Origin of the sequence: Dickeya fangzhongdai (assembly GCF_002812485.1) — a bacterium.
Taxonomy (GTDB): Bacteria; Pseudomonadota; Gammaproteobacteria; order Enterobacterales; family Enterobacteriaceae; genus Dickeya; species Dickeya fangzhongdai.
Genome location: NZ_CP025003.1, coordinates 3,235,468 through 3,259,593, shown reverse-complemented (window position 1 = coordinate 3,259,593; position 24,126 = coordinate 3,235,468). Strand labels below are relative to the sequence as shown.

Below are 24,126 nucleotides of genomic sequence, written 5' to 3'. Positions count from 1 at the left end.
TGACCGTAAGCCATCAGTTTCTTCTTATGAAACTCTGTTTCATTCTATTTTATCCGTCCGGCGAGAAAATCGCTAACCTTCTGTCTAACCTTGAGTTTCTATATAGTTTTTCCTCGCTTTCGATGCCTGCGTTGCCGATTATCACGCCCAGTGCGGCCATGACGGATAGTCTTTTCAGGCAGGACATAACAGTTGCAGACACAACATAACGACAAACGACATCACACAGGACAGGGTTTACAGCAATGAAGATTTCGACACGATTATGGAGTTTCACCGGGATGCTGTCGCTGGGCATTCTGATCATGGGGGCGATCGGCATGTTTACCGCCGAGAAAGCAAATCAGTCGTTAAAGACCGTGTATGAAGACCGCACGGTGGTGCTGGCGCAACTAGAGCAACTGGAATGGCTGGTGCAGCGTAACCGGGTGCTGATCATGGATATGCTGTTGTTGCCGGAGGCGGCGAATAAGCAACAGCGGGTTGACGAACTACGCCAGAATCTCAACCGGATCGATCGGGTGTGGACCGACTACCGCGCAACCTACCTGACGCCGGAAGAGACACAACTGGCGGACCAGTTTGCCGACAGCCTGCAGCGCTATAACCGCGAAGGCGTGCAGCCGACCGATGCGGCGATCCGGGCCGGGCAGATGGAACAGGCAATACGTCTTTATGATGAGAAGGTCAGCACGCTGGAAAAACAGGGCCATGCGCTGCTCAGCCAACTGGTGACGCTGCAGGTCAACGTGGCTAAAGACGAATACACCGGTTCGGTGCAACGTTACCAGTGGCTGAAAGCGCTGGCGATTATGGCGGTGCTGGCGGGGATTGCCGGCGCGGCGCTCTTTGGCTGGATGATGGTGCGCAGCATTGTCCGCAGCCTGGCGCAGGCGCAGGCGGCGGCCGAAGCGGTGGCGGACGGCGATCTGACTTATCCGATCAACGCCAGCGGGCGTGATGAGATCGCCACCGTGCTCAATGCGCTGTCGCATATGCAGTCGAGCCTGATTCGTATCGTGACGCAGGTGCGGCATGGCGCCGAGTCGGTAGGGGTGGCCAGCGGCGAAATTGCCCACGGTAACCATGATCTGTCCGCGCGTACTGAGTCCCAGGCCAGCGCGCTGGAACAGACCGCCGCGTCGATGGAGCAACTTTCCGCAACGGTGAAACAGAACGCCGACAACGCCCGGCAGGCCAACCACCTGGCCCAGACCGCCAGCCAGGTGGCGGAGCAGGGCGGCGCAGTGGTGACGCAGGTGGTGGACACCATGCGGGAAATCAACGACAGCGCCCAGCGCATTGCCGATATCATCGGCGTGATCGACGGCATCGCCTTCCAGACCAATATTCTGGCGTTGAATGCCGCCGTGGAAGCCGCGCGCGCCGGCGAACAAGGGCGTGGTTTTTCCGTGGTGGCGGGCGAAGTGCGTGCGCTGGCGCAACGCAGCGCGGAGTCGGCCCGTGAGATAAAAACGCTGATTTCCGCCAGCGTGGGGCGAATCGAAAGCGGCAGCACGCTGGCGGATACTGCCGGGCACACCATGCAAGAAGTGGTCGATAGCATTCGCCGGGTGACCGACATCATGGGCGAGATCAGTGTCGCCAGCGGTGAGCAGAGCAGCGGGGTGTCGCAGGTGGGCGAGGCGGTATCGAGCATGGAACGCACCACCCAGCAAAATGCGGCGCTGGTGGAAGAAATGGCCGCCGCCGCGGGCAGCCTTAATAGTCAGGCAGAAGAACTGGTGCAGGCGGTCGGCGTGTTCCGGCTATCGGGCAAAGCGCCCGGCGTGCGGCCGGACACCGGTGTCGCCGGGCACGAACTGTTACTGGGGTATAGCCGGTAAATTCATGCCGGCGGCAGAAAAGGCAACCCGGCCATTGGATTAACATGATGACCGGGTTGCTGTGCCGGATACCGATGTGAGTCGCGAGTGCAACCGCGCTCAGTCGGCATACTCGCACTCTGCGGGGCGATATCAGTAACCGATGGCGGCGCCTGCCGGGCGACGCGAGTCGTTGGCGCCGTACAGATACCCTTCACGCACCTTACCGGATACCGCCGAGTCGTTGCCGGAGTTGGCGGGGATCACCCCTTCCACGCCGGGCAATCCGACCATAATCAGCTCGGTTGCGCCCCACGGCGTTTGTTCCACCATCTTATAGCCGCGCTCTTTTAACAACGTGAGGGTATCGGCGGACAGACCGCGCTGTTCGTAATACACCTCATCCGGCAACCATTGATGATGGATACGCGGCGCATCTACCGCTTCCTGCGGCAGCATGCCGAAGTCGAGGATATTCAGCGCGCTTTGCAGCGTGATACTGATGATGCGCGAGCCGCCCGGCGAACCAAGCACCAGGAAGATCTTGCCGTCTTTGGTCACCAGCGACGGGCTCATCGACGACAGCGGGCGTTTGCCCGGCGCGATGGCGTTGCGCTCGCCCTGTACCAGCCCGTAGAGGTTTTTCTCACCCACTTTGACGGTAAAGTCATCCATCTCGTCGTTCAGGAAGAAGCCGGTGCCGGGGGCTATCACCACCGCGCCGAAGCGGCCGTTCACCGTGTACGTGGTGGAGACGGCGTTGCCCAGGCTGTCGACAATCGAATAATGGGTGGTTTCCGGTTTTTCATGCGGCTCCATGCCGGGTTTTACCTGTTCGGACGGCGTGGCTCGGGTGTCGTCGATTTTCTTGCGGATTTCGGCGGCATAGTCTTTGTTCAGCAGCCGGTCGACCGGGTTTTTGACAAACTCCGGGTCGCCCAGATAGGTGTTGCGGTCCATGTAGGCGTGACGCATTGCCTCCGTCATGACGTGGATTGCCTGCGCCGAGTTGAATCCCATGCTCTTCAGGTCGTAACCTTCGAGAATATTCAACGTTTCACACATCGTGACCCCGCCGGAGCTGGGCGGCGGTGACGAGATGAACCGATAGCCGCGATAGCTACAGGTGATCGGCTGGGTTTCGGTTACGCGATAGTTGGCGAAGTCCGCCGCCGTCAGGATACCGCCGCCTTTTTTGGCGGCGTCCTCGATGATTTGCGGGAGTTTGCCGTGGTAGAACGCGTCCGGTCCTTTATCCGCGATCGCCTGTAGCGTATTAGCCAGATCGGTCTGCACCAGACGGTCGCCCGGTTGCAGCGCCGAGCCGTCCGGACGCAGGAAAATACGTGCTGACTCCGGGTCCTGCTTAAAGCGTTTGACGGTGGTGTCAAGAATGTCGGTGTCGCCGCGGGTCAGAACAAAACCCTCCCGCGCCAGCTTGATAGCCGGCGTCATGACCTGTTCACGGGTCAGCTTGCCGTATTTCTCGCGTGCGGTTTCCAGCCCCAGTACCGTACCGGGAACGCCCGCCGCCAGGTAGCCATACAGGCTGGCGTCTTTTTTAACTTTACCTTCCGCATCCAGATACATAGTGGCGGACGCGGCGGCCGGCGCTGTTTCACGGAAGTTGATAAAGGTATCTTTGCCATCCGCCAGATGGATGGTCATGAACCCGCCGCCCCCAATGTTACCGCAGCAAGGGTTGACCACCGCCTGTGCGTAACCGACCGCTACCGCGGCATCAATGGCGTTGCCCCCCATTTTCAGGATATCGACGCCGACCTGCGACGCCAGATATTGCGAGCTGACCACCATACCGTTCTTCGCTTCCACTGCCGGTATGGAAACCGCGTGGACTGCACCGCTGACCAGCAATGCAGTCAGACTTAACGGCAGCAGCCATTTTCCCGATGCCATAAAACCCCCTTGTTGTGTTATTGGCGTTGTTGTTATTGATGTTTTGTCTGTTGTGTTTTTGACATGCATACCGCATGCCATTGTTCATGTTGGGTAACATGGCGTTATCAGTGTAAACGTTGCTACATGGCATGCCCGGAAAATCATCAGGAGTGTGATCGAACAAGGGCTTATGCTGTTTTGGCATAGTCTGCGCCTAATGGTTCTATCGCTGCCGGACCGGCGCGGGCGGCCGCCGCCCTGACCAAAAGACTGTTATAGCGCAAAGCTAACCCACTGTATCTGTAAGCCTTCCTGCATCCCTGCTTAACTCACCGGCATCTTTTTCAGCGCACCATTCAGGAGAACGCGAGGATGAGCGAGAAAAAACTGTCGGATAATGAGCGCCTGAAGGCGCAGAGTCATTTCCTGCGCGGTACGATTCAGGCGGATCTGGCTGACCCGCTGACCGGCGGCTTTGTCGGTGATAATTTCCAGTTGATTCGGTTTCACGGCATGTATCAGCAAGACGATCGCGATATCCGCCAGGAGCGTATCGCCCGGAAACTGGAGCCATTGCACACGGTGATGCTGCGCGTCCGTCTGCCCGGCGGCATCATCACGCCGCGTCAGTGGCTGGGGATTGACGAATTCGCCCGGGAGCATACCCAGTACGGCAGTATCCGCATTACCAACCGGCAGACGGTGCAGTTGCACGGTGTTTTGAAAAACGATATCAAGCCGGTGCACCGTCTGTTGCACCATTTGGGGTTGGATTCCCGCGCCACGGCGGGCGACGTCAACCGTAACGTACTCTGTACCGCTAACCCGGTGGAGTCGGTGTTGCACCGGCAGGCCTGGGAGTGGGCGAAAAAAATCTCTGAACATCTGCTGCCGCGTACCAACGCATACGCCGAGGTCTGGCTGGATAAGGAAAAAATCCTCCGGCAGGAGGAAGAACCGATACTGGGGAACAGCTATCTGCCGCGTAAATTTAAAACCGCGGTGGTTATCCCGCCGCAAAATGATGTGGATCTCCATGCCAATGATTTGAGTTTTGTCGCTATCGGCGAGCACGGTCGTCTGGTCGGTTTTAACGTGCTGGTCGGCGGCGGCTTGGCGATGACTCAGGGCGACGCCAGCACCTATCCCCGTCTGGCGAGTGAGTTTGGTTTTATTCCGTTGGCGCAGACGCTGGCAGTGGCTGAAGCCGTAGTGTCTACGCAGCGGGACTGGGGCAACCGTGAAAACCGGCGCAATGCCAAAACCAAGTACACGCTGGAGCGGGTCGGCGTCGAGGTCTTCAGGGCGGAGGTAGAGCGCCGCAGCGGCGCGGTCTTTGCTCCCATCAGACCCTATACGTTTTCCGGACGGGGCGATCGTATCGGCTGGGTGGAAGGGATTGACGGTCACCACCACCTGACGCTGTTTATTCCCAGCGGGCGTTTGCTGGATAAGTCCGATGCGCGCTGGAAAAGCGGGGTGGCGGCGATAGCCCAGGTACATCAAGGCGATTTTCGCCTGACCGCGAATCAAAACATCATTATTGCCGGCGTAGCGGCGGATGCACGGGAGCGGATTGATGCGCTGGCCCGGCACTATAATCTGATCACGCCGTCACTGAGCGAGCAGCGTAAAAACTCGATGGCTTGCGTATCGTTTCCCACCTGTCCGCTGGCGATGGCGGAAGCCGAGCGCGTATTGCCGGACTTTGTGACCGCGCTTGAAGAAAGCCTGCGGCGTTATGGGGTGGAGGATGACGCCGTCATTTTTCGGATTACGGGCTGCCCCAATGGCTGTGGCCGGGCGATGCTGGCGGAAATGGGTTTGGTCGGTCGGGCTGTCGGGCGTTATAGCCTCTACCTTGGCGGCAATCGCGAAGGGGCGCGTATCCCGCGGCTGTACCGCGACAACATCGATACGCCGACCATTCTGGAAGAGATTGACCGACTGATCGGCTGTTGGGCCAGTGCGCGGCAAGCTGGCGAAGGCTTTGGCGACTTCGTGATCCGCACCGGCATTGTGACGCCGGTCGTTCATGCGCCGGTGGATTTTCATGCGGCGCCGGGTGCGTGATACCTCATACCGCGATTCTGCGCCGTACAGCATCACGGTATGAAAAGAGATAATGCGGGCGAGGTGGTGTCTGGCTTGCACCAGACACGCCACCCTGTAACTCGGGATAGATGACTGTAGCTTTGCCGCAGGCATCAGCCTTGAGCCATGTGTCTGGCGTAGGCCTCACGCACGGTAGCGACGATTTGTTCACAGACCGCCTGTTCGGAAGGACACTGTTGGCGGATTCGCCGGCAGTGTTCCGCAATATCCGGATCGTCCAGCAGGCGTTGCAGTTTATCTCCCAGCTTGTCCATGTCGCTTTCCTGCAGCCATTCGCCGCATTTCATGGCGGTTACCCGGCGGGCGTTGTCGAATTGATCAAAGGCGCTGGGAATAACCAATTGGGGGATCCCGGCCGCGAAAGCTTGCGCCATCGTGCCAATGCCGCCGTGATGGATAATGGCGGCGCATCGATGCAGGTATTGGCCCAGATTAATATGGCTCTCGGCACGAACCCCCGTATCGTCGGCCAGCTCATGGTACGGCTGGCCGACGATCAGGCACTGGTAGCCGCGTTGCCGGATTTTTTTCACCAGCGCGATTGCCAGCGGGCGTTTGGTGCTGAGCGCCCAACTGGGCATGAAAACCACCGTGCGTTCACGCGCGATAAACTGAGCCAGGTCATCATCCTGTTGATTATCCAGCAGGTTGAACAACGGAAAACCAACCTGACGAACATGAGCCGGCCAGTCTGGCAATGGCGAGGCAAACCATTGCGGAAACAGGCACAGCAACGCCGCATCGGTGCGATGCGTCCATGATGTCAGGACACGTTCGATACGCGGCAACCCCAACTGGATTCTGAACGCATTAATAAAAGGCGCCAGTTGGCGGTCGGCCAGATATTTCTCGGCGAGATACAAAAACAGACGGCGTAGGCGCATCGGTAATCGGCGAACCCACATCAGTTGCCGATGGTAGGGCGGATCGTAGCTGGAGATAAACGTCGACGGCGTGACGCGAACCGGAATGACGCAGCATCCACGGGTTTCGCTGAACATTTTGGCGGTGAAGGACCACAGCGAGGTGAGAATGACGGAGGAGTGGTCTACCCAGGGCACTAGGGCGTCATAGGCTGGTTGCTGCTGCGCGTTCATGAAATTGACCATTTCATTGAAGGCGGATTGGTGATGCCACAAGCGTTGCGAATTGACGGCTCGTAAATAATCTTCGCTGGTGCCGACTGAAATAAAATTAAGCCCTCTTTCTTTTGCGGTTTGCTCAAAATAAGGATTGGTACAAAGATAAACATCCAGTCCGGCATTCTTCAATGCTTCACCTATTTTGATGAAGGGATAAACATCCCCGGCCGAGCCAAGCGTGGACAGAAATACCCTCATGATTCCCTCCCTGAATCCAGAAATAACGGGTGTGCTCTTATCCCTGAGCTGTGTTTATTGCGGTAATGAATGGTGGTGCGGATTGATGTTTTTTAACTGTCTCCATCGTTGCGTTTCTTGCCCGATGGGCGGCGGCTGCGCTGAAGGCAATCGTCACGTCCAGAGTGACGTCGCGTCGCACCGCGCTTATCGTCATCTGGCTGCAATAATAAACATCGGTTGGGTTGTGTGTTATCGCGAGTATAGGTGAGGCTGTGCACGACTGTACAGGTATTATTTCCCCCGTATGTTTTTAATATCAATCTGGTGTTGGTTCGTTATTTGTATATAGAAATAAAATAGTAAATTGAAAAATAACACCAATAGATTATCACCTTGGTTTTTTTATTATGAGATAAAGAGAGTAAAACTAATCGGATGACTATTATCTGATTTTCATCATGCACGATCGTGGAAAGACGTCATGACTCGCTTGCATTATGATTAGCCTGCCAGATGCGGCAGTCCTGATACCGTGGCATTGTTGATTACTGGTCTGTCGTTGGCGCTGACCGGTGGGGGCGCTCCGTGTTCCATAAAGGAAAACGCCTCGCGATTCTTTCGAATTGCAAGGCGTTGAATTTGGCTCCTCTGACTGGACTCGAACCAGTGACATACGGATTAACAGTCCGCCGTTCTACCGACTGAACTACAGAGGAATCGCTAAGTGGTGTGGATGATAGCGATAGCCTGACAGCTTGTCAAAGCATGTTAACGCCAGGTGCGACTGTTTGCTGAACTTATAACCAAATGATTGAAATTGCTGCGGTAGTCGGCGCTTTTCATGTCGGGTGAACCGTTGAACTCGTGAGCGAGTGCACTTTCAGATAGCAACGATTGCACCGTTTTGGTGCATGAAAATCCTGACGCCAGGATCCGGTGGACAGCGATAGGGGGATTAGTATTGTTACTGTCACCGCTATCACCATTGCTTTTACTTATTTTTAAGCGGGTTAAGCCACCGCCACACTTTTTTTGATGATAGAGAAATGATCTGGCGCGCTTCTTGCTACTACTTAGTCGTAACTATTCAGGAGGTACACATGAATCTGAGACGACTCAAATACTTTGTGAAAATCGTTGATATCGGCAGCCTGACCCAGGCCGCTGAAATGTTGCATATCGCGCAACCAGCGCTGAGCCAGCAAGTTGCCACGCTTGAAAGCGAAATGGAGAAGCAACTGCTGGTCCGTAGTCGTCGTGGCGTGACGCCGACTGAAGCGGGCAAAATTCTGTATTCACATGCACAAACCATTTTGAATCAGTGTGAACAGGCTAAGCACGCAGTGAATGGTGTACGGCAAACGGTAAGCGTCTAATCGGGTACGGTCAGCTACATCATCGGGCGTAGCTGACCGTATTGGTTAGGGGTTGTTTTAATGCGTCACGCCAGGGCGTTGACTCTGCGACGGCGAATAAACTGATAGGCGATAGCCAGAACCACAAACCACACCGGCGTAACCATCAGCGCCTGCAAGGTATCCGGCTGCAATGTCAGCAGTACCATCACGAAAGCAAAGAAAGCCAGACATACCCAGCTCATTACGATTCCCCATGGCATTTTGTATGCAGAGGTTTGGTGCAACTGCGGCCGGTTCCGGCGGTACACCAGATAAGAACACAGAATGATACTCCACACGAACATGAACAGAATGGCGGACACGGTGGTGACCAGCGTGAAAACCGTCATGACGTTAGGAATTAAATAGATCAGTACGACGCCGGAAAGCAGGCACAGGCACGAGAAAAACAGCCCTGCCGAGGGTACCGCCCGTTTTGACAACCGACCGAAACGCGCCGGCGCATCGCCTTGTCTGGCCAGCCCAAACAGCATGCGGCTGGTTGAGAATACCCCGCTGTTGGCCGACGACGCGGCGGAAGTCAGCACGACAAAATTAATAACGCTGGCGGCGGCCGGCAAGCCGACTAACACAAACATCTCCACAAATGGGCTGCGGTCTGCTGCAATGTGGCTCCACGGCGTAACCGACATAATCATCATCAGCGCAAACACATAAAACATAATGATACGTATCGGTATGGCGTTGATTGCGCGCGGCAGAACCACCTTCGGGTTTTTGGTTTCCGCTGCCGTGGTGCCGACCAGCTCAATACCGACAAAGGCAAACACGGCTATCTGAAAGCCGGCGAAAAAGCCGCTGAGTCCTTTAGGAAACATACCGCCGTCCTGCCAGAGATTGGTCACGGATGCCACCGCGCCGGAAGGCGATGTAAATTGCATGATAACCAGAACCGCACCAATCACGATCAGCGCGACGATGGCGACAATCTTGATCATGGCGAACCAGAACTCCATTTCGCCAAACAGTTTGACGGTGGCCAGATTTAAGGTCAGCAGCAGCAGGACGCATAACAGGGAACTGATCCACTGCGACAGATCCGGAAACCAGAATTGTGCATAAGCGCTGATGGCGACGACATCGGCAATGCCGGTCACGACCCAGCAAAACCAGTAAGTCCAGCCGGTAAAAAAACCGGCCCACGGACCCAGCAGGTCGGCGGAGAAGTCGCTGAACGATTTGTAGTTGAGGTTGGAGAGCAGTAACTCGCCCATCGCGCGCATAACAAAGAACAGCATGAACCCGATGATCATATAAACGAAGATAATTGATGGGCCGGCAAGGCTGATGGTTTTCCCTGATCCCATGAACAGGCCGGTACCGATGGCGCCGCCGATGGCAATCAACTGAATATGGCGGTTGGTTAGATTGCGCCGCAGATCGCTATGCCCGGTGGCGTCCGGGACGTGATGCGTTTGTTCTGTCATGTAATGTGATTTCCGGATTGTGTCTGCCAGGGTGAGGGCGTTTGTCAGGTCTCGCCCATTACCCATGTGATATAAGAAGTTAGAATGGTTAATAGTAACACGGTATTCTTCTCATGATGAGTTGAGGCGTAATTCCTGTCACTTCGGTACGTGCTTCACGCGGTGGTGAATTTATATCCATGAATCAATCGGAAGACGAACGGTAGCCCGTGCGAGAGAACAAAATAGTGATAGGTTACAATGTGTTCGCCGATTCCCCTGTCTGCAAAAAAATAAGATGAACTATTTGACAGATGGCGTTAAGAAGAGAATAATCCGTCCCCGTTGGGTCGTTAGCTCAGTTGGTAGAGCAGTTGACTCTTAATCAATTGGTCATAGGTTCGAGCCCTATACGACCCACCAACACTTCCTTTCATTCGTGCTAATGTATTTATTCCCGCAGAAACATTTTTTCACTATTTAATTTCCAGCTTGATTACTCTGTAGGTCTATTCTGATTAAAGAATACTATTCCCAAATAGATCACAATTACTAAGTTTTTATCTTGTCATTTATCTGGTAATAACCGGATTTGTTGACGAAATATAAATCATAGTGTCAACATTCGCGCATTGTTGCGTTTATTTTTGCTTGTTTATTGTGCGGGGAAAACGGTTCATACCCATCGGACAATAGCGGATTACGCTGATGTCCGATGAGCTTTGATTAGCGGCGATAGACTGTTTTGATTTGCTTAATAGTGGTGCCGAATATTTCCGCCTGTGCAGGGTCTTCCAGTTGGGCAATGTATTTTTCCATGCTGACGATAACCTTGCCTGCATCAGCCTGACCAATGGATTTCAGCATCAACGTCATCAGCACTTTCAGGCAGCTAACTTCATGCGCCAACGTTTCGGGTGTGGAGGCTGTCGGAAAGTCGTTGTTGTTCATAGTGTCTCCTGTAACAAACGGAAGCCGGCGTGGTGGAGCCAGAGACTGGTTCTGTGCAGCACACACGCCGGCGACATAACAAAATTTGGCTTTATTATACCATAGGTGCCAATGCATCTGGTCAGGAAAATAACCACTCAGCCCCATTAAGTTGTATTCTTTTTATCTGTTTATGCCACATTCTGCCTATATTTTGTTAACGTGTTTTTGGCTTTTAAATGCGTTTGATTAGATACATTGCAACTTTTATATGGATATTTTGGGGCAGGTGTATTATTTGTAGTAAACAGTCGGTGCGGCAAAGTGACAAGAGCGTTACAATGATGGAAAAGAAAGCAATCGCGCACCTAATTGCCTGTACTTACAAAACTTGATAATCTATTGATTAAATTTAGAATTTGACATTTTTCAGACAGTGAAGCTGTCTGTTTCTCTAAAAAACCAGGTTGGAAATATGAATACTGTGATGGAAGTGAGTTCCGCGTCTGATGCACAGTCGCTATCATTCAGGAACTTAGAGAATATACCACATGGTAGAATAAAAAATACATTTTTAATTAAAAAGTGTATTCATTTTTTCTAAACCACGTAGTACCACCTGCAACAAACTCGTCTGTAAGTGTTACTCTTTTTGGAGAATTGTTCTTTGATTAGCGTTTTTCTTGTTGATGACCATGAACTGGTGCGAGCAGGGATACGGCGCATTCTTGACGATATTAAAGGCCTCAAGGTTGTTGGTGAGGCGCAGTGCGGTGAAGATGCGGTCAGATGGTGCCGTAATAACAGTGCGGACGTTGTGCTGATGGATATGAACATGCCAGGAATCGGCGGTCTTGAGGCAACACGCAAAATTGTACGATTTTCCCCTGAAATTAAAGTTATAATGCTAACGATTTACACAGAGAACCCGTTACCTGCTAAAGTGATGCAGGCGGGGGCAGCGGGCTACCTTAGCAAGGGCGCCACGCCGGAAGAGGTGATATGCGCCATCCGCTCTGTGCATGCCGGCAAACGATATATTGCGTCGGATATCGCTCAGCAAATGGCGTTGAGCCAACTGGAGCCGCAGACAGAAACGCCGCTGGAGTGTCTGTCTGAACGCGAATTGCAGATTATGATGATGATCACCAAAGGGCAAAAAGTGACGGAGATCTCCGATCAACTCAACCTTAGCCCGAAAACGGTCAACAGCTATCGTTACCGAATGTTCAGTAAGCTGAACATTAACGGCGATGTGGAGCTGACGCATCTGGCGATTCGCCACGGTTTATTTAGTGCGGAGACATTGATTAGTAGTGACTGAACGTTTTGACGCCCAGGCTTTTCTGAAGACCGTAACCAGTCAGCCTGGGGTTTATCGTATGTACGATGCCAGCGACACGGTGATCTACGTCGGTAAAGCCAAAGATCTGAAAAAACGCCTTTCCAGTTATTTTCGTGCTCATGTCGCCAGCCGTAAAACAGAGGCTTTGGTGAAAAGTATCCGGCAGATCGATGTGACGATCACGCATACTGAAACCGAAGCCCTGTTGCTTGAGCACAACTACATCAAACGCTATCAGCCGCGTTACAATGTGCTGTTGCGTGACGATAAGTCCTACCCAATGATTTTCCTCAGCGGGGATACGCATCCCCGCCTGTCGGTTCACCGCGGCGCCAAGCACGCCAAGGGCGAATACTTCGGCCCGTTTCCCAATGGCAATGCCGTGCGCGAAACCCTGATGCTTTTGCAAAAGCTGTTCCCCATTCGTCAGTGTGAAAACAGCGTCTACCGCAACCGCTCGCGTCCTTGCCTGCAGTATCAGATCGGCCGTTGTCTGGGGCCGTGCGTGAGCGGTCTGGTCAGTGAGGAAGAGTATCAGCGCCAGGTCGAGTATGTGCGTCTCTTTCTGTCCGGCAAAGATCAGCAGGTGTTGACCCGCCTGATCGATCGCATGGAAACGGCAAGCAGGGAATTGCGATTTGAGGAAGCCGCGCGTATTCGCGATCAGATCCAGGCGGTGCGGCGGGTGACCGAAAAGCAGTTTGTCTCCGGCGACGGCGATGATCTTGACGTGATCGGTGTAGCATTTGAAGCCGGAATGGCGTGTGTGCACGTGCTCTTTATCCGTCAGGGTAAAGTGTTGGGCAGTCGCAGCTATTTCCCTAAAGTTCCGGGAGGAACAGAGCTGGCGGAAGTGGTGCAGACGTTTGTCGGCCAGTTCTATTTGCAGGGTAGTGTTTCCCGCACCTTACCGTCTGACATCCTGCTGGACTTCTCGCTGCCGGAACATCAGTTGCTGGCCGAGTCTCTGACCGAACAGGCCGGCCGCAAGATCCAGATTCAAACCCGGCCGCGTGGTGACCGCGCACGCTATCTTAAACTGGCGCGCACCAACGCCCATACGGCATTGACAACGAAGTTGTCGCAGCAATCGACGGTCCAACAGCGCCTGGCTGCGCTGGCGTCTGTTCTTGGGATCGAAAAAATCAACCGTATGGAATGTTTCGATATCAGTCATACCATGGGGGAACAGACCGTGGCGTCCTGTGTCGTGTTCAATGCGGATGGGCCGCTGCGTTCGGAGTATCGCCGCTACAATATCTCCGGTATCACGCCGGGCGATGACTATGCCGCCATGAATCAGGTGCTCCGGCGTCGGTATGGCAAGTCGATTGACGAAGGCAAGATTCCTGATGTTATCGTGATTGACGGCGGCAAAGGGCAACTGGCGCAGGCCAAGGACGTCTTTGCGTCATTACAGGTGCCCTGGGACAAATCACGCCCTTTACTGCTGGGGGTCGCGAAAGGCAGCGATCGCAAGGCCGGGCTGGAGACGCTGTTCTTCGAAGCGACAGGCGAGGGGGTAGCATTGCCTGCCGATTCGCCGGCGTTGCACGTAATTCAGCATATTCGTGACGATTCGCATAACCATGCCATCAGTGGTCACCGCAAACAGCGTGCTAAAGTAAAAAGTACCAGTTCGCTGGAGACCATCGAAGGGGTGGGACCGAAGCGGCGGCAGATGTTATTGAAATACATGGGCGGATTACAGCCGCTGATGAACGCCAGCGTGGAAGACATCGCCAACGTACCGGGAATTTCGCATGCGTTGGCAGAAAAAATCTTTCATGCATTGAAACACTAGAGGCAATGTAGCAACATAACCCTATTATCTTTCGGGCCAGACAGTTACCCAGACGCTATGCGATTTAATATACCAACGTGGCTTACCCTGTTTCGTGTTGTACTAATCCCATTCTTTGTGCTGGCGTTTTACCTGCCATTCAACTGGGCACCAATGGTATGTGCGGGCATCTTTGTCTTTGCGGCGGTGACAGACTGGTTTGACGGTTTTCTTGCCCGCCGGTGGAAACAAACCACGCGTTTTGGCGCCTTTCTGGACCCTGTGGCCGACAAGGTCATGGTGGCGGTTGCGCTGGTGCTGGTGGCTGAGCATTATCATTCCTGGTGGATTACGCTGCCCGCCGCCACGATGATTGCCCGTGAAATCATCATTTCTGCATTGCGCGAGTGGATGGCGGAGCTGGGTAAACGCAGCAGCGTGGCGGTGTCCTGGATTGGTAAAATCAAAACCACGGCACAGATGGTCGCGCTGGTCGGTTTGCTGTGGCGGCCTGAACGCATGGTGGAGGCCGCTGGCGTGGCGGCGCTGTATGTGGCCGCGGTGCTAACGTTTTGGTCGATGTTTCAGTATTTGAGCGCTGCCTGGCGCGATTTGCTTGAACATTGATCGCCTCGCCTTAAAAAACAGCAAACGATTCAGGTGGGATGATAATTTTATTGACTCACTGCGTCAGGTAAGTAGAATGCACCGCATCGACAGCGACACAGTTTATTGAAAACGCTTGATAAACAAGATGTTCTGTAGAATGCGGGAATAGCTCAGTTGGTAGAGCACGACCTTGCCAAGGTCGGGGTCGCGAGTTCGAGTCTCGTTTCCCGCTCCAAATCGATTTAGCAGTAGCATCAAGGTAAGGCGCGTTGGCAGAGTGGCCATGCAGCGGATTGCAAATCCGTCCACCTCGGTTCGACTCCGGGACGCGCCTCCAAAATCTGAGCCCAGATGGTGGAATCGGTAGACACAAGGGATTTAAAATCCCTCGGCGTTCGCGCTGTGCGGGTTCAAGTCCCGCTCTGGGCACCATGTGCTAACGCCTTGTAATATAAGAAAATAATTAAAAGAACATGACCGCCACGAGGCGGTTTTTTTGTGCCTGTAATTTGGCAAGTGGCGCCCAAATGGCGGCAGAGTGGCAGCGCCCGTTTTTCGGGTATAAAAAAGGCGGCCTCCGGTAAGCCGCTATTGCTAACTATGGTTGAATAATTAGCGTCTGCTCAGGTCGTTAGTGCTGCTGTGGTATCTTTCAGTGGATTGTCATGTCTTTGCACCGCTTGTTATTCAGCGCATAATCGCCGACGTTTTTGGCTATATACCCTGCTGCGTCGCCTTTAAAGCGGTGCTTATAGTCAAAACGGTTTTCCATGCGTTCGGTTCAGCGATTGAGCGGGGGAAAGGCATATAAACGCTGAGAATAACAACAGGCATTCACTGGTTACCTGTGATAATGCTTTATTCGGAATAGTCTTAGCGATATGCTGCGTTCATTGACAATAAAAAGGAGTCTTTATGCTTCAGAATTACTTTTATGATCAGCATGATGTCGCAAGAAGTGATGAAGAGAAAAGAGAAATAGTCATTTCAGCTATACTCGAAATCATCAAAGAAGGCGCCAGCGAAAGTGGAGTGCAAGCCGCTCTGGATGCGATCGGTAGTAGAATCACCGAGACTGCCGATATCATTCAGCGTGCGCTAGAGAATGATTAATTACTAAAACGATTGTGGCCGCCCCTCGGGCGGTTTTTTATTGCCGTCACGACAGGTCTATTTAATATGTAGCCACCGGGTCGAAACGTGAACAGCCCGCTACCGCCATCCCTGAAAACCAGACCTGATTTAGGCTGAAAGCTATGAGCGACTGGCTTGAATGGGAATACCTCAATTTCCTGGCTCGGTCGCCCTGACATCCCGGTCTGAAACTTCGTTTTCCAACTTTGCCTTCCTATGATTCATCTTGCCTCAAGGGCGGAGATCATTGCGTTGCCGCTACGGTATCCCTAGTGCCTGATTGATTCCCTGAAGCTACCGTAGCGCTGGGCGTTGCATCGCTTTTTGCCTGACAGGTAATAATGGTATCCACCTGGTCGGCGCAAGTCGCCAGCGCGGCTTCGGTTTCATCCAGCAGGCTGTTCAGCTCACCGTTGGTTTGTGGACTGGCTGCCGGGAACCGGCAGGGCGTCAGTCTGGGACAGCCATTCACGGTAAGCACGGCCACCTGCGAAGGTGGGGCGCTGACGCAGCCGGATAATATCAGCAGGCAGATCAGTGTCAGCCCAGCGTTTAAGCGCTTCGTTCTCATGTTGTAACCTCATCACCACTTTTTGCCGTTCAGAGAGCGCCGCCTGAGTCTCGGCGGCCATGTCGCGCAGTCGTGCCTGTTCACGGTTGTTGCGTTCAGCCTGTTCGGACAACGTTTTCAACTGGCCGGATTTTTCATCCAGCGCTGTCTGTTGTAACGACAGTGTCTGCGCTTGCTGGTCGGTTAACTGACGAGCGTTGTGCAGCCGCCAGGACTGCACGCCGACCCCTGCGCTAAGCGCAATCATGATGACTGCGATGATCATGGCGCTTTTCATGCCAGTTTCCCGCCCGCTTGCTGGTACACGGCGACCAGCCGTTCGGTGTTATGCTCGCGCTGACCGTAGCCTGCTCCCGGCAGTGAGGCCCAGATGTTGTTGCACCGGGTAATGGCGCTGGTAAGCCGGCCTTGCGTAATGTCGTCCAACGCACGCTGTTCCCGAATTAGTTGGATAGCCAGCGTATCCTGCGAATCGGGTCCGAAATCCGGCAACGCCAACTGGGTCTTGTAGGTTGGCCAGTAGCGGTAGAGCTGCTGATAGCGTCCGGCTGCCGTGGAGCGCTGCCCCTGCTTGTTGAAGATTTTTCCCGGACGACCATTGGCGAATGGATGATCCCGGTAGTCGGTGAAAATCTCTGGTTTGCCATCAATCCCGGTGACAATCACGTCGTAACCACGATTACAGGTGAGCGGATGCGTTGCGGTTCCTTCGGAAAAGGCCAGCATGTCCAAAAACGCAATAAGGTTAGGGTTATTGAGCATCGTTATTTTTCTCCGGTGTGCTTTTTTTGCCCAGTTGGCGAACGCGGCGTTGAATAAGCAGTTCGATAGTCTGGTAGCCAGCGATGCCCAGTGCGGCGCCGATACCATTGATAGCGACGGGCGACAGGTCAGGGAACTGTACCAGTGCGATGCCTGCCATCATTGAGACAAAACCTCCCAGCATTACGCGACCAATAAACAGCCGCAGTGTGATGGGCTCACTGCCCGCCAGCACTTTGCCGACGGCAATCAGCGTGCCGATGATAAATAGAGAGACGATGCTTTTATCTGTTTCATTCATGAGTGAGTCCAGTCGTTGGTTTTTCAGGCAGAGTAATAACTGCGGAGATAACAGGATGTTTTCACGCGTTGTCTCGCGTTATATGCCCGTCATTAAACCAGTTGACGTATGGCGGTGGCAGCGATGGGTGATGGCTCAGTTATCAGCAAACACGGGGATGCTGGATGCGGTAATGAGGGGATGAACAGTTGATGTTGTCAGTCATGGTGATAGTAAGGCATTCGTGCGGCAATATCTTTATCTGCTATTAAATATAATGGTTATTCTATTCACATATATAATGATGCTCTCATTTCTGAATTAATACACTAATAATGTGATTTTTATTTAGATAAGCGAGAAATGGCTTTTTTTGTATTTTGCTTGATGCTTTATCACGGTGTATGCGCCATGAATGGCATATGTATCTTTAACAACCGCATACCATTCAGTTGCGGTCGGTATTCATATACCGTAAACGTAGTATACTCACGCTACCTCAATATGCAGGATGCAATGTACTCAGAACAGCTTCTGTTCAAGGAAAACCGAAGGAATGGTACCCTTCCAACGTAATTTTTCACAGTGACAAGCTGATTCATTGGCTATCGATTTTAGATGTAGCGGATCGCAGCCTTTTCCCCGCCTGACGACATTTGCTGGAGTATGCATCTTGAGGCCGATGGATAGATGATTTTTACAACATCATGAGGCAAAGGATGAAATATTTAAATTGTTTTATCAGTACCGGGTTAGCAGCATTTTTTCTGGTAAATAGCACATCAGTTATGGCAGCGGATTGCAGTTCGGATCTCACCAGCGGAATTAGCACCAAGCGTATTTATTATGTTGCGCCGAATGGCAACAGCAGCAATAACGGCAACAGCTTTAATTCTCCGATGAGTTTTTCTGCCGCTATGGCGGCGGTTAACCCCGGCGAGTTGATTCTATTGAAACCGGGAACCTATACCATTCCTTATACTCAGGGTAAAGGGAATACGATTACATTCAATAAATCCGGGAAAGAGGGCGCGCCAATTTATGTGGCCGCCGCCAATTGCGGCCGGGCGGTATTTGACTTCTCATTCCCGGACAGTCAATGGGTACAGGCGTCTTACGGGTTTTATGTGACCGGCGACTACTGGTATTTCAAAGGGGTAGAGGTAACACGAGCCGGCTATCAGGGGGCTTATGTAATTGGTAGCCATAATACCTTTGAGAATACGGCATTCCATCATAACCGTAATACCGGACTTGAAATCAATAACGGCGGTTCATACAACACGGTAATTAATTCGGATGCCTACCGTAACTATGATCCCAAGAAGAACGGCAGTATGGCCGATGGATTTGGACCGAAACAAAAACAAGGTCCGGGTAACCGTTTTGTTGGTTGTCGCGCCTGGGAAAACTCGGATGATGGATTTGACTTGTTTGACAGTCCGCAGAAAGTGGTGATTGAAAACAGTTGGGCTTTCCGTAATGGCATCAATTACTGGAATGACAGCGCGTTCGCCGGCAATGGCAATGGGTTTAAACTGGGCGGAAATCAGGCGGTTGGCAATCATCGTATTACCCGCTCTGTCGCATTTGGCAATGTGAGCAAAGGCTTTGACCAGAACAATAACGCTGGTGGCGTTACGGTGATAAATAACACGTCATATAAAAACGGCATTAATTATGGTTTCGGGAGCAAAGTTCAGTCAGGGCAGAAACATTACTTCCGTAATAACGTGTCGCTGTCTGCTTCTGTAACGGTCAGTAATGCGGATGCGAAGTCCAACTCATGGGATACGGGGCCGGTGGCTTCCGCGTCCGATTTCGTCAGCCTGGACACTTCTCTTGCTACCGTATCTCGTGACAATGACGGCACCTTGCCGGAAACTTCATTATTCCGTTTGTCGGCTAGCTCAAAGCTGATTAATGCGGGGACGAAAGAGAGCGATATCAGCTATTCAGGCAGTGCACCGGATTTAGGCGCTTTTGAACGCAATTAAGTGACGGATGTTATATATCAGGGCTGCAATCGTGCAGCCCTGTTTTTGATGTGAAGCAAATTAATCAATCAGTTACAGCTACCAACCTGCGCCCAGGAGGCGTCGCTGCCCGGAACGGATGAGGTGTACCAGTTTGCGGTGTAAAGGTTGCCTTTATAGACGATCGATTGGCCCGCTTCATTATGGCTGGGCTGCCCGCCCGCCCAGTCTTTGCTGGCCCAGTTGGGGTAAACGTTGACATTGGCGCAATCGGCGGTGGCCGATGTGTCGGTTGTGGCAGGTTCATCAACGGTGGGGCTGGTGGTGGTATCAGTTGATGGATCGGTTGTTGCGCTGGCGGCGTTACCCACTTTGTATGGCCAGCTTTGAATGATCGATTTTACTTTTTTGCCAGACTCGGTCAGGTTTTTAGAGTCCGGATAATAAGTTGATGCTCCTTCGTTTTTATCATTCAACGCCCAGTTTGCGTTGCTGATATTGTTATCTCGCATAAACGTTACCCAGGCGTCGGTCTCCGTCTGGTTCACTCCGCCATTGCCGTCCGCATTAACTGCGCCCCACTCGGTGACGAAAAGTGCAATACCGTTATTTAACGCCTGGCGTGCTTTATTGCGTAATGATTCGCCATGGGTTCCGGCGTAGAAATGCAGCGTATAGGCGATATTCTTGCCGTTGATCGGATCGCGCGAGGCTTCATCAACGTTTTGCGACCAACTGGGCGTGCCGACAATAATCAGGTTATCCGGATCAATGGCGCGAATGGCGGAAATCACGGCTTCGGCATAAGGTTTAATGGTATTGCTCCATGATACCTGAAGCGGTTCGTTGTAGATTTCATAGATGACATTCGGCTTGTTGCCATATTTACGCGCCATTTCCTGGAAGAAGCGGATAGCTTCACTGCGATTGTTTTCTGCAGAATGCGAGTGCCAGTCAATAATGACATACATATCGTTGGCAATTGCGGCATCCACCACTTTTTCAACTTTGGCCTTGTTGCCAGCCGGGTCCTGAAGATAACCACCGCTTTCCTGAACGCCCATGGCGGCGCGAACAATACTGGATTTCCAGTCTTTTTTCAGCGAAGCAACGGTATCGGCCGTGTAGAATTTTTCGCCGCCCCAGCCATTATTACTCCAGAATAAGCTATTGCCGGCAAAACTCTTGGCTTTTTCACCTGCGTAGATTTTATTACCGTTGACGGATAGCGGCTCAACACTCGCCCAGGCATTACTGGAAAGGCAGGCAAGGCTTAATCCTAAACAGGCGCAAGACAGAAACAGCTTTTTACGTGGGGGGTGTTTTTTGCTATCGATAGCGGTATTTTTATCCAAATAAGAGAGAGGCATAAATGAATCTCCATTTCATATGACTATGAGTCAGTGGTAACTGTAAATAGAATATGTGGCTGGTTTTATTCTATTCAGTCGGCGTGTTCATCAATATTGCAATACCTGCATATGATGAAACTCTCTAGGTTATAGTGGATTTTCTACAGTAGATCCAGATGCCCGATTCATTCTCGGAATTTTCAATACGCTCTTTGCCGATTATGTGGATTATCATAGCGAATGCGTAATCGTGTTATTTTCCTGATGATGCCCTGTGGTTTCCTAAAATATTCACTGGGAGGAATAAACTGACGATATAAGGCGATGAAAAAGAGTAATTGTGCTGTTTTATTAATGCTTGATGAGGAAGAGGGAAGACCGCAGCAGGGATAATAAGCTCCGCTGCTGCGGTGACTGGTGAATTACACACCCAGTTTTTTGTGATACTCGGCGCGGGTTTTTTTCAGTTCATCCGTAGCGGCTTTGGCTTCCTGCAGTTTGCCTGCATCAACCAGCGCGATAGCCGCGTCGATTTGCTTCAGCAGTTTTTCCAGACCTTCGTTAAACACTGCGCTATTCGGGCTTTTATTGAACTCCGGATCTGCTTTGGCCTTGGTCGCATGGGCTTTCAGATTCAGCAGATCTGCTTTCAGCGTGGCGGCGTCATTAGCGCTGGAAGCGCTTTTGTAGCTTTTCGCCATGGCGCCCATTTCGTCTTTGACGGCGGCCTGGCTGGTGAACGGCAAGGCTACAGTAGACGCCGCGATTGCCAGACCGATAGCCATAATTGTTTTTTTCATTGCTCACTCCTGTTAGTTAGCCAGATGGCGGGGTTTATACCCTTATTAGTTTTCGGCAGTATTCACGACCCAATATGTATGGTCAAATGGATTTTATATTGCAGGATAATGATAATTATTAAAAATAAAGAAAATCGTGACACTTTCTTAGTCAAATGATTAGCCGCTGTGATGATTTTTTTCTTATTGAAATATTGAACGTCGTATTCCTAAATACGTTTTTGAGGATGCTGATTTTCTTACCTGTCCTGGTTAACCGTAGGTTTGTAGCGCCATAACCATTTACCGCTGACCATGCGGTGATAAAACAGCGCTCCACGGACGATCCAGTCAAAAAACATCCCCATCCAAACGCCGATCACCCCAAATCCCAGCATAATGCCCAGAATATAACCGGCTATCACCCGGCACCCCCACATACCAGCCAGCGCGACCCACATAGTATAGCTGGCATCTTTGGCTCCCTTCAGGCCGGCGGGTAGTACCCAGGATGCGGCCCATATAGGCATGAACAACGCATTCAGCCAGATCAACTGTTTAACCACGGTAATCACATCGGGTTCGTTGGTATACATTGAGGCCATCAATCCGGCGGTAGGCACAGAGAGTAATGCCAGTGCGCACAAACCAACATTGGAAAGCCAGAAGATGTACTTCAGTTGCCGTTCCGGTTGCATGCGTTGTCCTTTACCCAGACGTGACCCGACAATGATGGTCGAGGTCGAACCCAGGGCGTTACCTGGCAGGTTGATCAGCGCGACGATTGAAAAGGCAATAAAGTTGCCTGCGATGACCTCGGTCCCCATGCCGGCGACAAAGCGTTGGGTGATCAACTTCCCCACATTAAACATGACCGATTCGATGCTGGCCGGAATACCGATGCTGAGCACCTCATAGAGAATCGTGGTGGTGAACGGCGCGAAGTAACTCTGAAACGGGATGCGCAGCGCGCCGTTGAAGCCTTTGGTCAGCGCGAGCACGACGCATAACGCGCCCAGATAGCGAGAGAGCGTGATCCCCAGCCCCGCGCCAATGAACCCCACGCCTTTCCATGAGGCCACGCCGTAAATCAATACGCCGCTGAGCAGAATATTCAGGATATTCATCCCGATATTGATGATCATCGGCAAGCGGGTGTTGCCGGCGCCGCGTAATGCGCCGCAACCGACCAGCGTGATAGCCAGCGCCGGGTAACCCCATACGGTAAGGCGCAGGAATGTCAGCGCCAGTGATTTCACGGCCGGCTCGGCATTATAGGCAATCAGGTCGATAATGACTTGACCGGCAAATTCCACCAGCACCACCAGCAGCAGGGAGATCAGCACCAATAATGAGATCGATTGCCGTGCGGCTTGCCGGGCCTGTTTACGATTACGCTGACCAAGACTGAACGCCACCACGACGGCAGTCCCCAACGCGACTGCGGTGAAAAACGCAATAATCAACATGTTGAAGCTGTCCGCCAGCCCTACGGCGGCCATGGCTTCTTTGCCCAGCCAGCTAACCAGGAAGGTGCTGAATATCCCCATCAGCACCACACACAGCCCTTCGATAAAAATGGGAACCGCTAATGGCGTAATTTCCCGCCAGAACAGGACTCGATTGGAATGACGTTTTTTGTACCAGGCGGTGTTTCTCAATGTACTCAACAGCTGTTTGGCTGTATTCAAAATCATGTTACCTATCTTCGTATCACAGGCGGAAGGAGGACAAATGTCGCGAGCCTTTTTCATCACGAACTGAGCGTGTTCCGCGTCTAAACCAGAGTGCAGTCGCCGGCAAGCGTAAACCGAGATCAGACAGGCTTGCGTTATACCGTGAACATAGCGGTTGAATTGCATGTTCATAAAACTATTCACCGTGGTGATTATAAAAGTATGTTGGGCAAGGTGGAGTCGGTGATATCAGAAAAACAGCAATTCAGATGAAACGATGTTTTAAAAGTATGCGGCGATATATTCATCTGTCAGTGGCGCGAATGCAGTGCTGATGTGCCGTGTATGCCGATGGACAAAAACTGAGAAATTCCCTATTCGTCCGGCTATTCACGCTATATATATTCCTTATGGTTTCCATTCATTACAAAGGTCGTACCATGTCTAAATCCTCTTTTTCAGCACTGGCGATGGTGCTGGCTACCTCTGTTTTTTCGGCTTCGGTTCCGGTATTGGCAGAACCCGGAGGAAAAGGGCCGGGTAATGGCGGATTCGATTATCAATCGCAACGCGATAACCCTCGCCAACAGGGAGGACACCCAGGGGCTGCCCGTTCATCAATGCCCGACGATGGCGGGCGATCGCCGGATCATAATCGCTTCTCATATAATGATGCGCGGCGTCTTGCCGTCGATCATGGCTTTACCGGTTATCGTGGGCTTCCTCCCGGCGTTGCGAAGAATCTGTCCAGAGGGAAACCGCTGCCGCCGGGGATTGCACGCCGTGCCGTGCCCCCTGAAATGCTGCGTGGGTTGCCGTCTTACCCGGGGTATGAGTGGCGGATTGTCGGTAAGGACCTGGTATTGATTGCGATCAGCACGGCGGTAGTGACCACCATTATCAACGGTGTGTTTGACTGATGGCCGCGTCTGGAGCGTGAGCG

19 protein-coding genes, 5 tRNA genes and 1 pseudogene are annotated in these 24,126 nt (G+C 52.4%); 13 read left to right on the top strand and 12 right to left on the bottom strand.

Translation table 11 applies throughout. The features are described 5' to 3' along the window. Positions 1 to 245: 245 nt before the first annotated feature. A complete protein-coding gene (locus CVE23_RS14455) occupies positions 246 to 1,847 on the top strand; it encodes a methyl-accepting chemotaxis protein (protein ID WP_100849794.1) in 1,602 nt (533 codons plus the stop codon). Positions 1,848 to 1,979: 132 nt separating this feature from the next. On the opposite strand, the gene ggt is transcribed toward CVE23_RS14455, so the two are convergent. Further along, positions 1,980 to 3,743, bottom strand: a complete 1,764-nt coding sequence (ggt, locus tag CVE23_RS14450; RefSeq protein ID WP_038919600.1) for a gamma-glutamyltransferase — start codon at positions 3,741 to 3,743, stop codon at positions 1,980 to 1,982. 336 nt (positions 3,744 to 4,079) lie between these two features. On the opposite strand from ggt, the gene cysI reads away from it, so the two are divergent. Continuing rightward, positions 4,080 to 5,798 (top strand): assimilatory sulfite reductase (NADPH) hemoprotein subunit, encoded by a 1,719-nt coding sequence (gene cysI / locus CVE23_RS14445; protein ID WP_255412306.1) that lies wholly within the window; start codon positions 4,080 to 4,082, stop codon positions 5,796 to 5,798. Between the two features lie 134 nt (positions 5,799 to 5,932). Here the strand turns inward: cysI and CVE23_RS14440 are convergent, their stop codons facing one another. Both CVE23_RS14440 and CVE23_RS14435 read right to left on the bottom strand, forming a co-directional pair. Continuing rightward, complete coding sequence (locus tag CVE23_RS14440) at positions 5,933 to 7,180, bottom strand: glycosyltransferase (RefSeq protein ID WP_049855364.1); 1,248 nt, start codon at positions 7,178 to 7,180, stop codon at positions 5,933 to 5,935. A 622-nt stretch (positions 7,181 to 7,802) separates the two neighbouring features. Continuing rightward, positions 7,803 to 7,878 (bottom strand) — tRNA-Asn (locus tag CVE23_RS14435). Positions 7,879 to 8,262: 384 nt separating this feature from the next. Between CVE23_RS14435 and CVE23_RS14430 the strand changes: the two are divergent. Continuing rightward, a pseudogene (locus tag CVE23_RS14430) lies at positions 8,263 to 8,529 on the top strand (LysR family transcriptional regulator); the annotation flags it as partial. Positions 8,530 to 8,603: 74 nt separating this feature from the next. Here the strand turns inward: CVE23_RS14430 and cycA are convergent. After that, positions 8,604 to 10,007 (bottom strand): D-serine/D-alanine/glycine transporter, encoded by a 1,404-nt coding sequence (gene cycA / locus CVE23_RS14425; protein WP_049855036.1) that lies wholly within the window; start codon positions 10,005 to 10,007, stop codon positions 8,604 to 8,606. A gap of 326 nt (positions 10,008 to 10,333) precedes the next feature. Between cycA and CVE23_RS14420 the strand changes: the two genes are divergently transcribed. Further along, positions 10,334 to 10,409 (top strand) — tRNA-Lys (locus tag CVE23_RS14420). Positions 10,410 to 10,712: 303 nt separating this feature from the next. Here the strand turns inward: CVE23_RS14420 and CVE23_RS14415 are convergent. Continuing rightward, the gene (locus CVE23_RS14415; RefSeq protein ID WP_022634132.1) at positions 10,713 to 10,937 is read right to left on the bottom strand and encodes a DUF2594 family protein; all 225 of its coding nucleotides are present in this window, start codon (positions 10,935 to 10,937) and stop codon (positions 10,713 to 10,715) included. Positions 10,938 to 11,583: 646 nt separating this feature from the next. On the opposite strand from CVE23_RS14415, the gene uvrY reads away from it, so the two are divergent. The 7 genes from uvrY (at position 11,584) to CVE23_RS14380 (ending at position 15,766) form a co-directional block, all read left to right on the top strand. Beyond that, positions 11,584 to 12,240 carry a UvrY/SirA/GacA family response regulator transcription factor gene (gene uvrY, locus CVE23_RS14410; RefSeq protein ID WP_022634131.1) on the top strand — a complete coding sequence of 219 codons (657 nt, stop codon included), beginning with the start codon at positions 11,584 to 11,586 and terminating at the stop codon, positions 12,238 to 12,240. Next, positions 12,233 to 14,065, top strand: coding sequence for an excinuclease ABC subunit UvrC (uvrC, locus tag CVE23_RS14405; RefSeq protein ID WP_038919596.1), 1,833 nt, complete (start codon positions 12,233 to 12,235; stop codon positions 14,063 to 14,065). Before uvrY ends, uvrC begins: the two co-directional genes overlap by 8 nt. A gap of 57 nt (positions 14,066 to 14,122) precedes the next feature. Continuing rightward, positions 14,123 to 14,671, top strand: a complete 549-nt coding sequence (pgsA, locus tag CVE23_RS14400; protein ID WP_022634129.1) for a CDP-diacylglycerol--glycerol-3-phosphate 3-phosphatidyltransferase — start codon at positions 14,123 to 14,125, stop codon at positions 14,669 to 14,671. 141 nt (positions 14,672 to 14,812) lie between these two features. Continuing rightward, positions 14,813 to 14,888: transfer RNA gene (locus CVE23_RS14395), tRNA-Gly, on the top strand. A 28-nt stretch (positions 14,889 to 14,916) separates the two neighbouring features. Beyond that, positions 14,917 to 14,990: transfer RNA gene (locus CVE23_RS14390), tRNA-Cys, on the top strand. 8 nt (positions 14,991 to 14,998) lie between these two features. Continuing rightward, positions 14,999 to 15,085 (top strand) — tRNA-Leu (locus CVE23_RS14385). 483 nt (positions 15,086 to 15,568) lie between these two features. Then, positions 15,569 to 15,766 (top strand): hypothetical protein, encoded by a 198-nt coding sequence (locus CVE23_RS14380; protein WP_038919595.1) that lies wholly within the window; start codon positions 15,569 to 15,571, stop codon positions 15,764 to 15,766. 265 nt (positions 15,767 to 16,031) lie between these two features. On the opposite strand, the gene lysC is transcribed toward CVE23_RS14380, so the two are convergent. The 4 genes from lysC to CVE23_RS14365 are packed head-to-tail and all read right to left on the bottom strand — an operon-like array spanning position 16,032 to position 17,421. Next, positions 16,032 to 16,310: an Rz1-like lysis system protein LysC gene (lysC, locus tag CVE23_RS23090; RefSeq protein WP_231348877.1), complete on the bottom strand. Its 279-nt coding sequence runs from the start codon at positions 16,308 to 16,310 to the stop codon at positions 16,032 to 16,034. Then, on the bottom strand, positions 16,195 to 16,635 hold the full coding sequence (gene lysB, locus CVE23_RS14375; RefSeq protein ID WP_038919594.1) for an Rz-like lysis system protein LysB: 441 nt from the start codon (positions 16,633 to 16,635) through the stop codon (positions 16,195 to 16,197). The genes lysC and lysB overlap by 116 nt, the downstream gene beginning before the upstream one ends. Next, positions 16,632 to 17,120, bottom strand: coding sequence for a glycoside hydrolase family 24 protein (locus CVE23_RS14370; RefSeq protein WP_038919593.1), 489 nt, complete (start codon positions 17,118 to 17,120; stop codon positions 16,632 to 16,634). The genes lysB and CVE23_RS14370 overlap by 4 nt, the downstream gene beginning before the upstream one ends. Continuing rightward, positions 17,110 to 17,421: a phage holin family protein gene (locus CVE23_RS14365; RefSeq protein WP_038667845.1), complete on the bottom strand. Its 312-nt coding sequence runs from the start codon at positions 17,419 to 17,421 to the stop codon at positions 17,110 to 17,112. Before CVE23_RS14365 ends, CVE23_RS14370 begins: the two co-directional genes overlap by 11 nt. Before the next feature lie 698 nt (positions 17,422 to 18,119). Here CVE23_RS14365 and pelL point away from each other — a divergent pair. Continuing rightward, positions 18,120 to 19,397, top strand: a complete 1,278-nt coding sequence (gene pelL / locus CVE23_RS14360) for a pectate lyase PelL (RefSeq protein WP_038919592.1) — start codon at positions 18,120 to 18,122, stop codon at positions 19,395 to 19,397. A gap of 68 nt (positions 19,398 to 19,465) precedes the next feature. Here the strand turns inward: pelL and CVE23_RS14355 are convergent, their stop codons facing one another. From CVE23_RS14355 to CVE23_RS14345, 3 genes are all read right to left on the bottom strand, one after another. Beyond that, a complete protein-coding gene (locus tag CVE23_RS14355) occupies positions 19,466 to 20,746 on the bottom strand; it encodes a cellulase family glycosylhydrolase (protein WP_049855039.1) in 1,281 nt (426 codons plus the stop codon). A gap of 404 nt (positions 20,747 to 21,150) precedes the next feature. Continuing rightward, complete coding sequence (locus CVE23_RS14350) at positions 21,151 to 21,528, bottom strand: cytochrome b562 (RefSeq protein WP_038919590.1); 378 nt, start codon at positions 21,526 to 21,528, stop codon at positions 21,151 to 21,153. Between the two features lie 239 nt (positions 21,529 to 21,767). After that, a complete protein-coding gene (locus tag CVE23_RS14345; RefSeq protein WP_100849793.1) occupies positions 21,768 to 23,204 on the bottom strand; it encodes an EmmdR/YeeO family multidrug/toxin efflux MATE transporter in 1,437 nt (478 codons plus the stop codon). Positions 23,205 to 23,623: 419 nt separating this feature from the next. On the opposite strand from CVE23_RS14345, the gene CVE23_RS14340 reads away from it, so the two are divergent. Next, on the top strand, positions 23,624 to 24,103 hold the full coding sequence (locus tag CVE23_RS14340; RefSeq protein WP_100850478.1) for an anti-virulence regulator CigR family protein: 480 nt from the start codon (positions 23,624 to 23,626) through the stop codon (positions 24,101 to 24,103). The last annotated feature ends 23 nt before the right edge of the window (positions 24,104 to 24,126 follow it).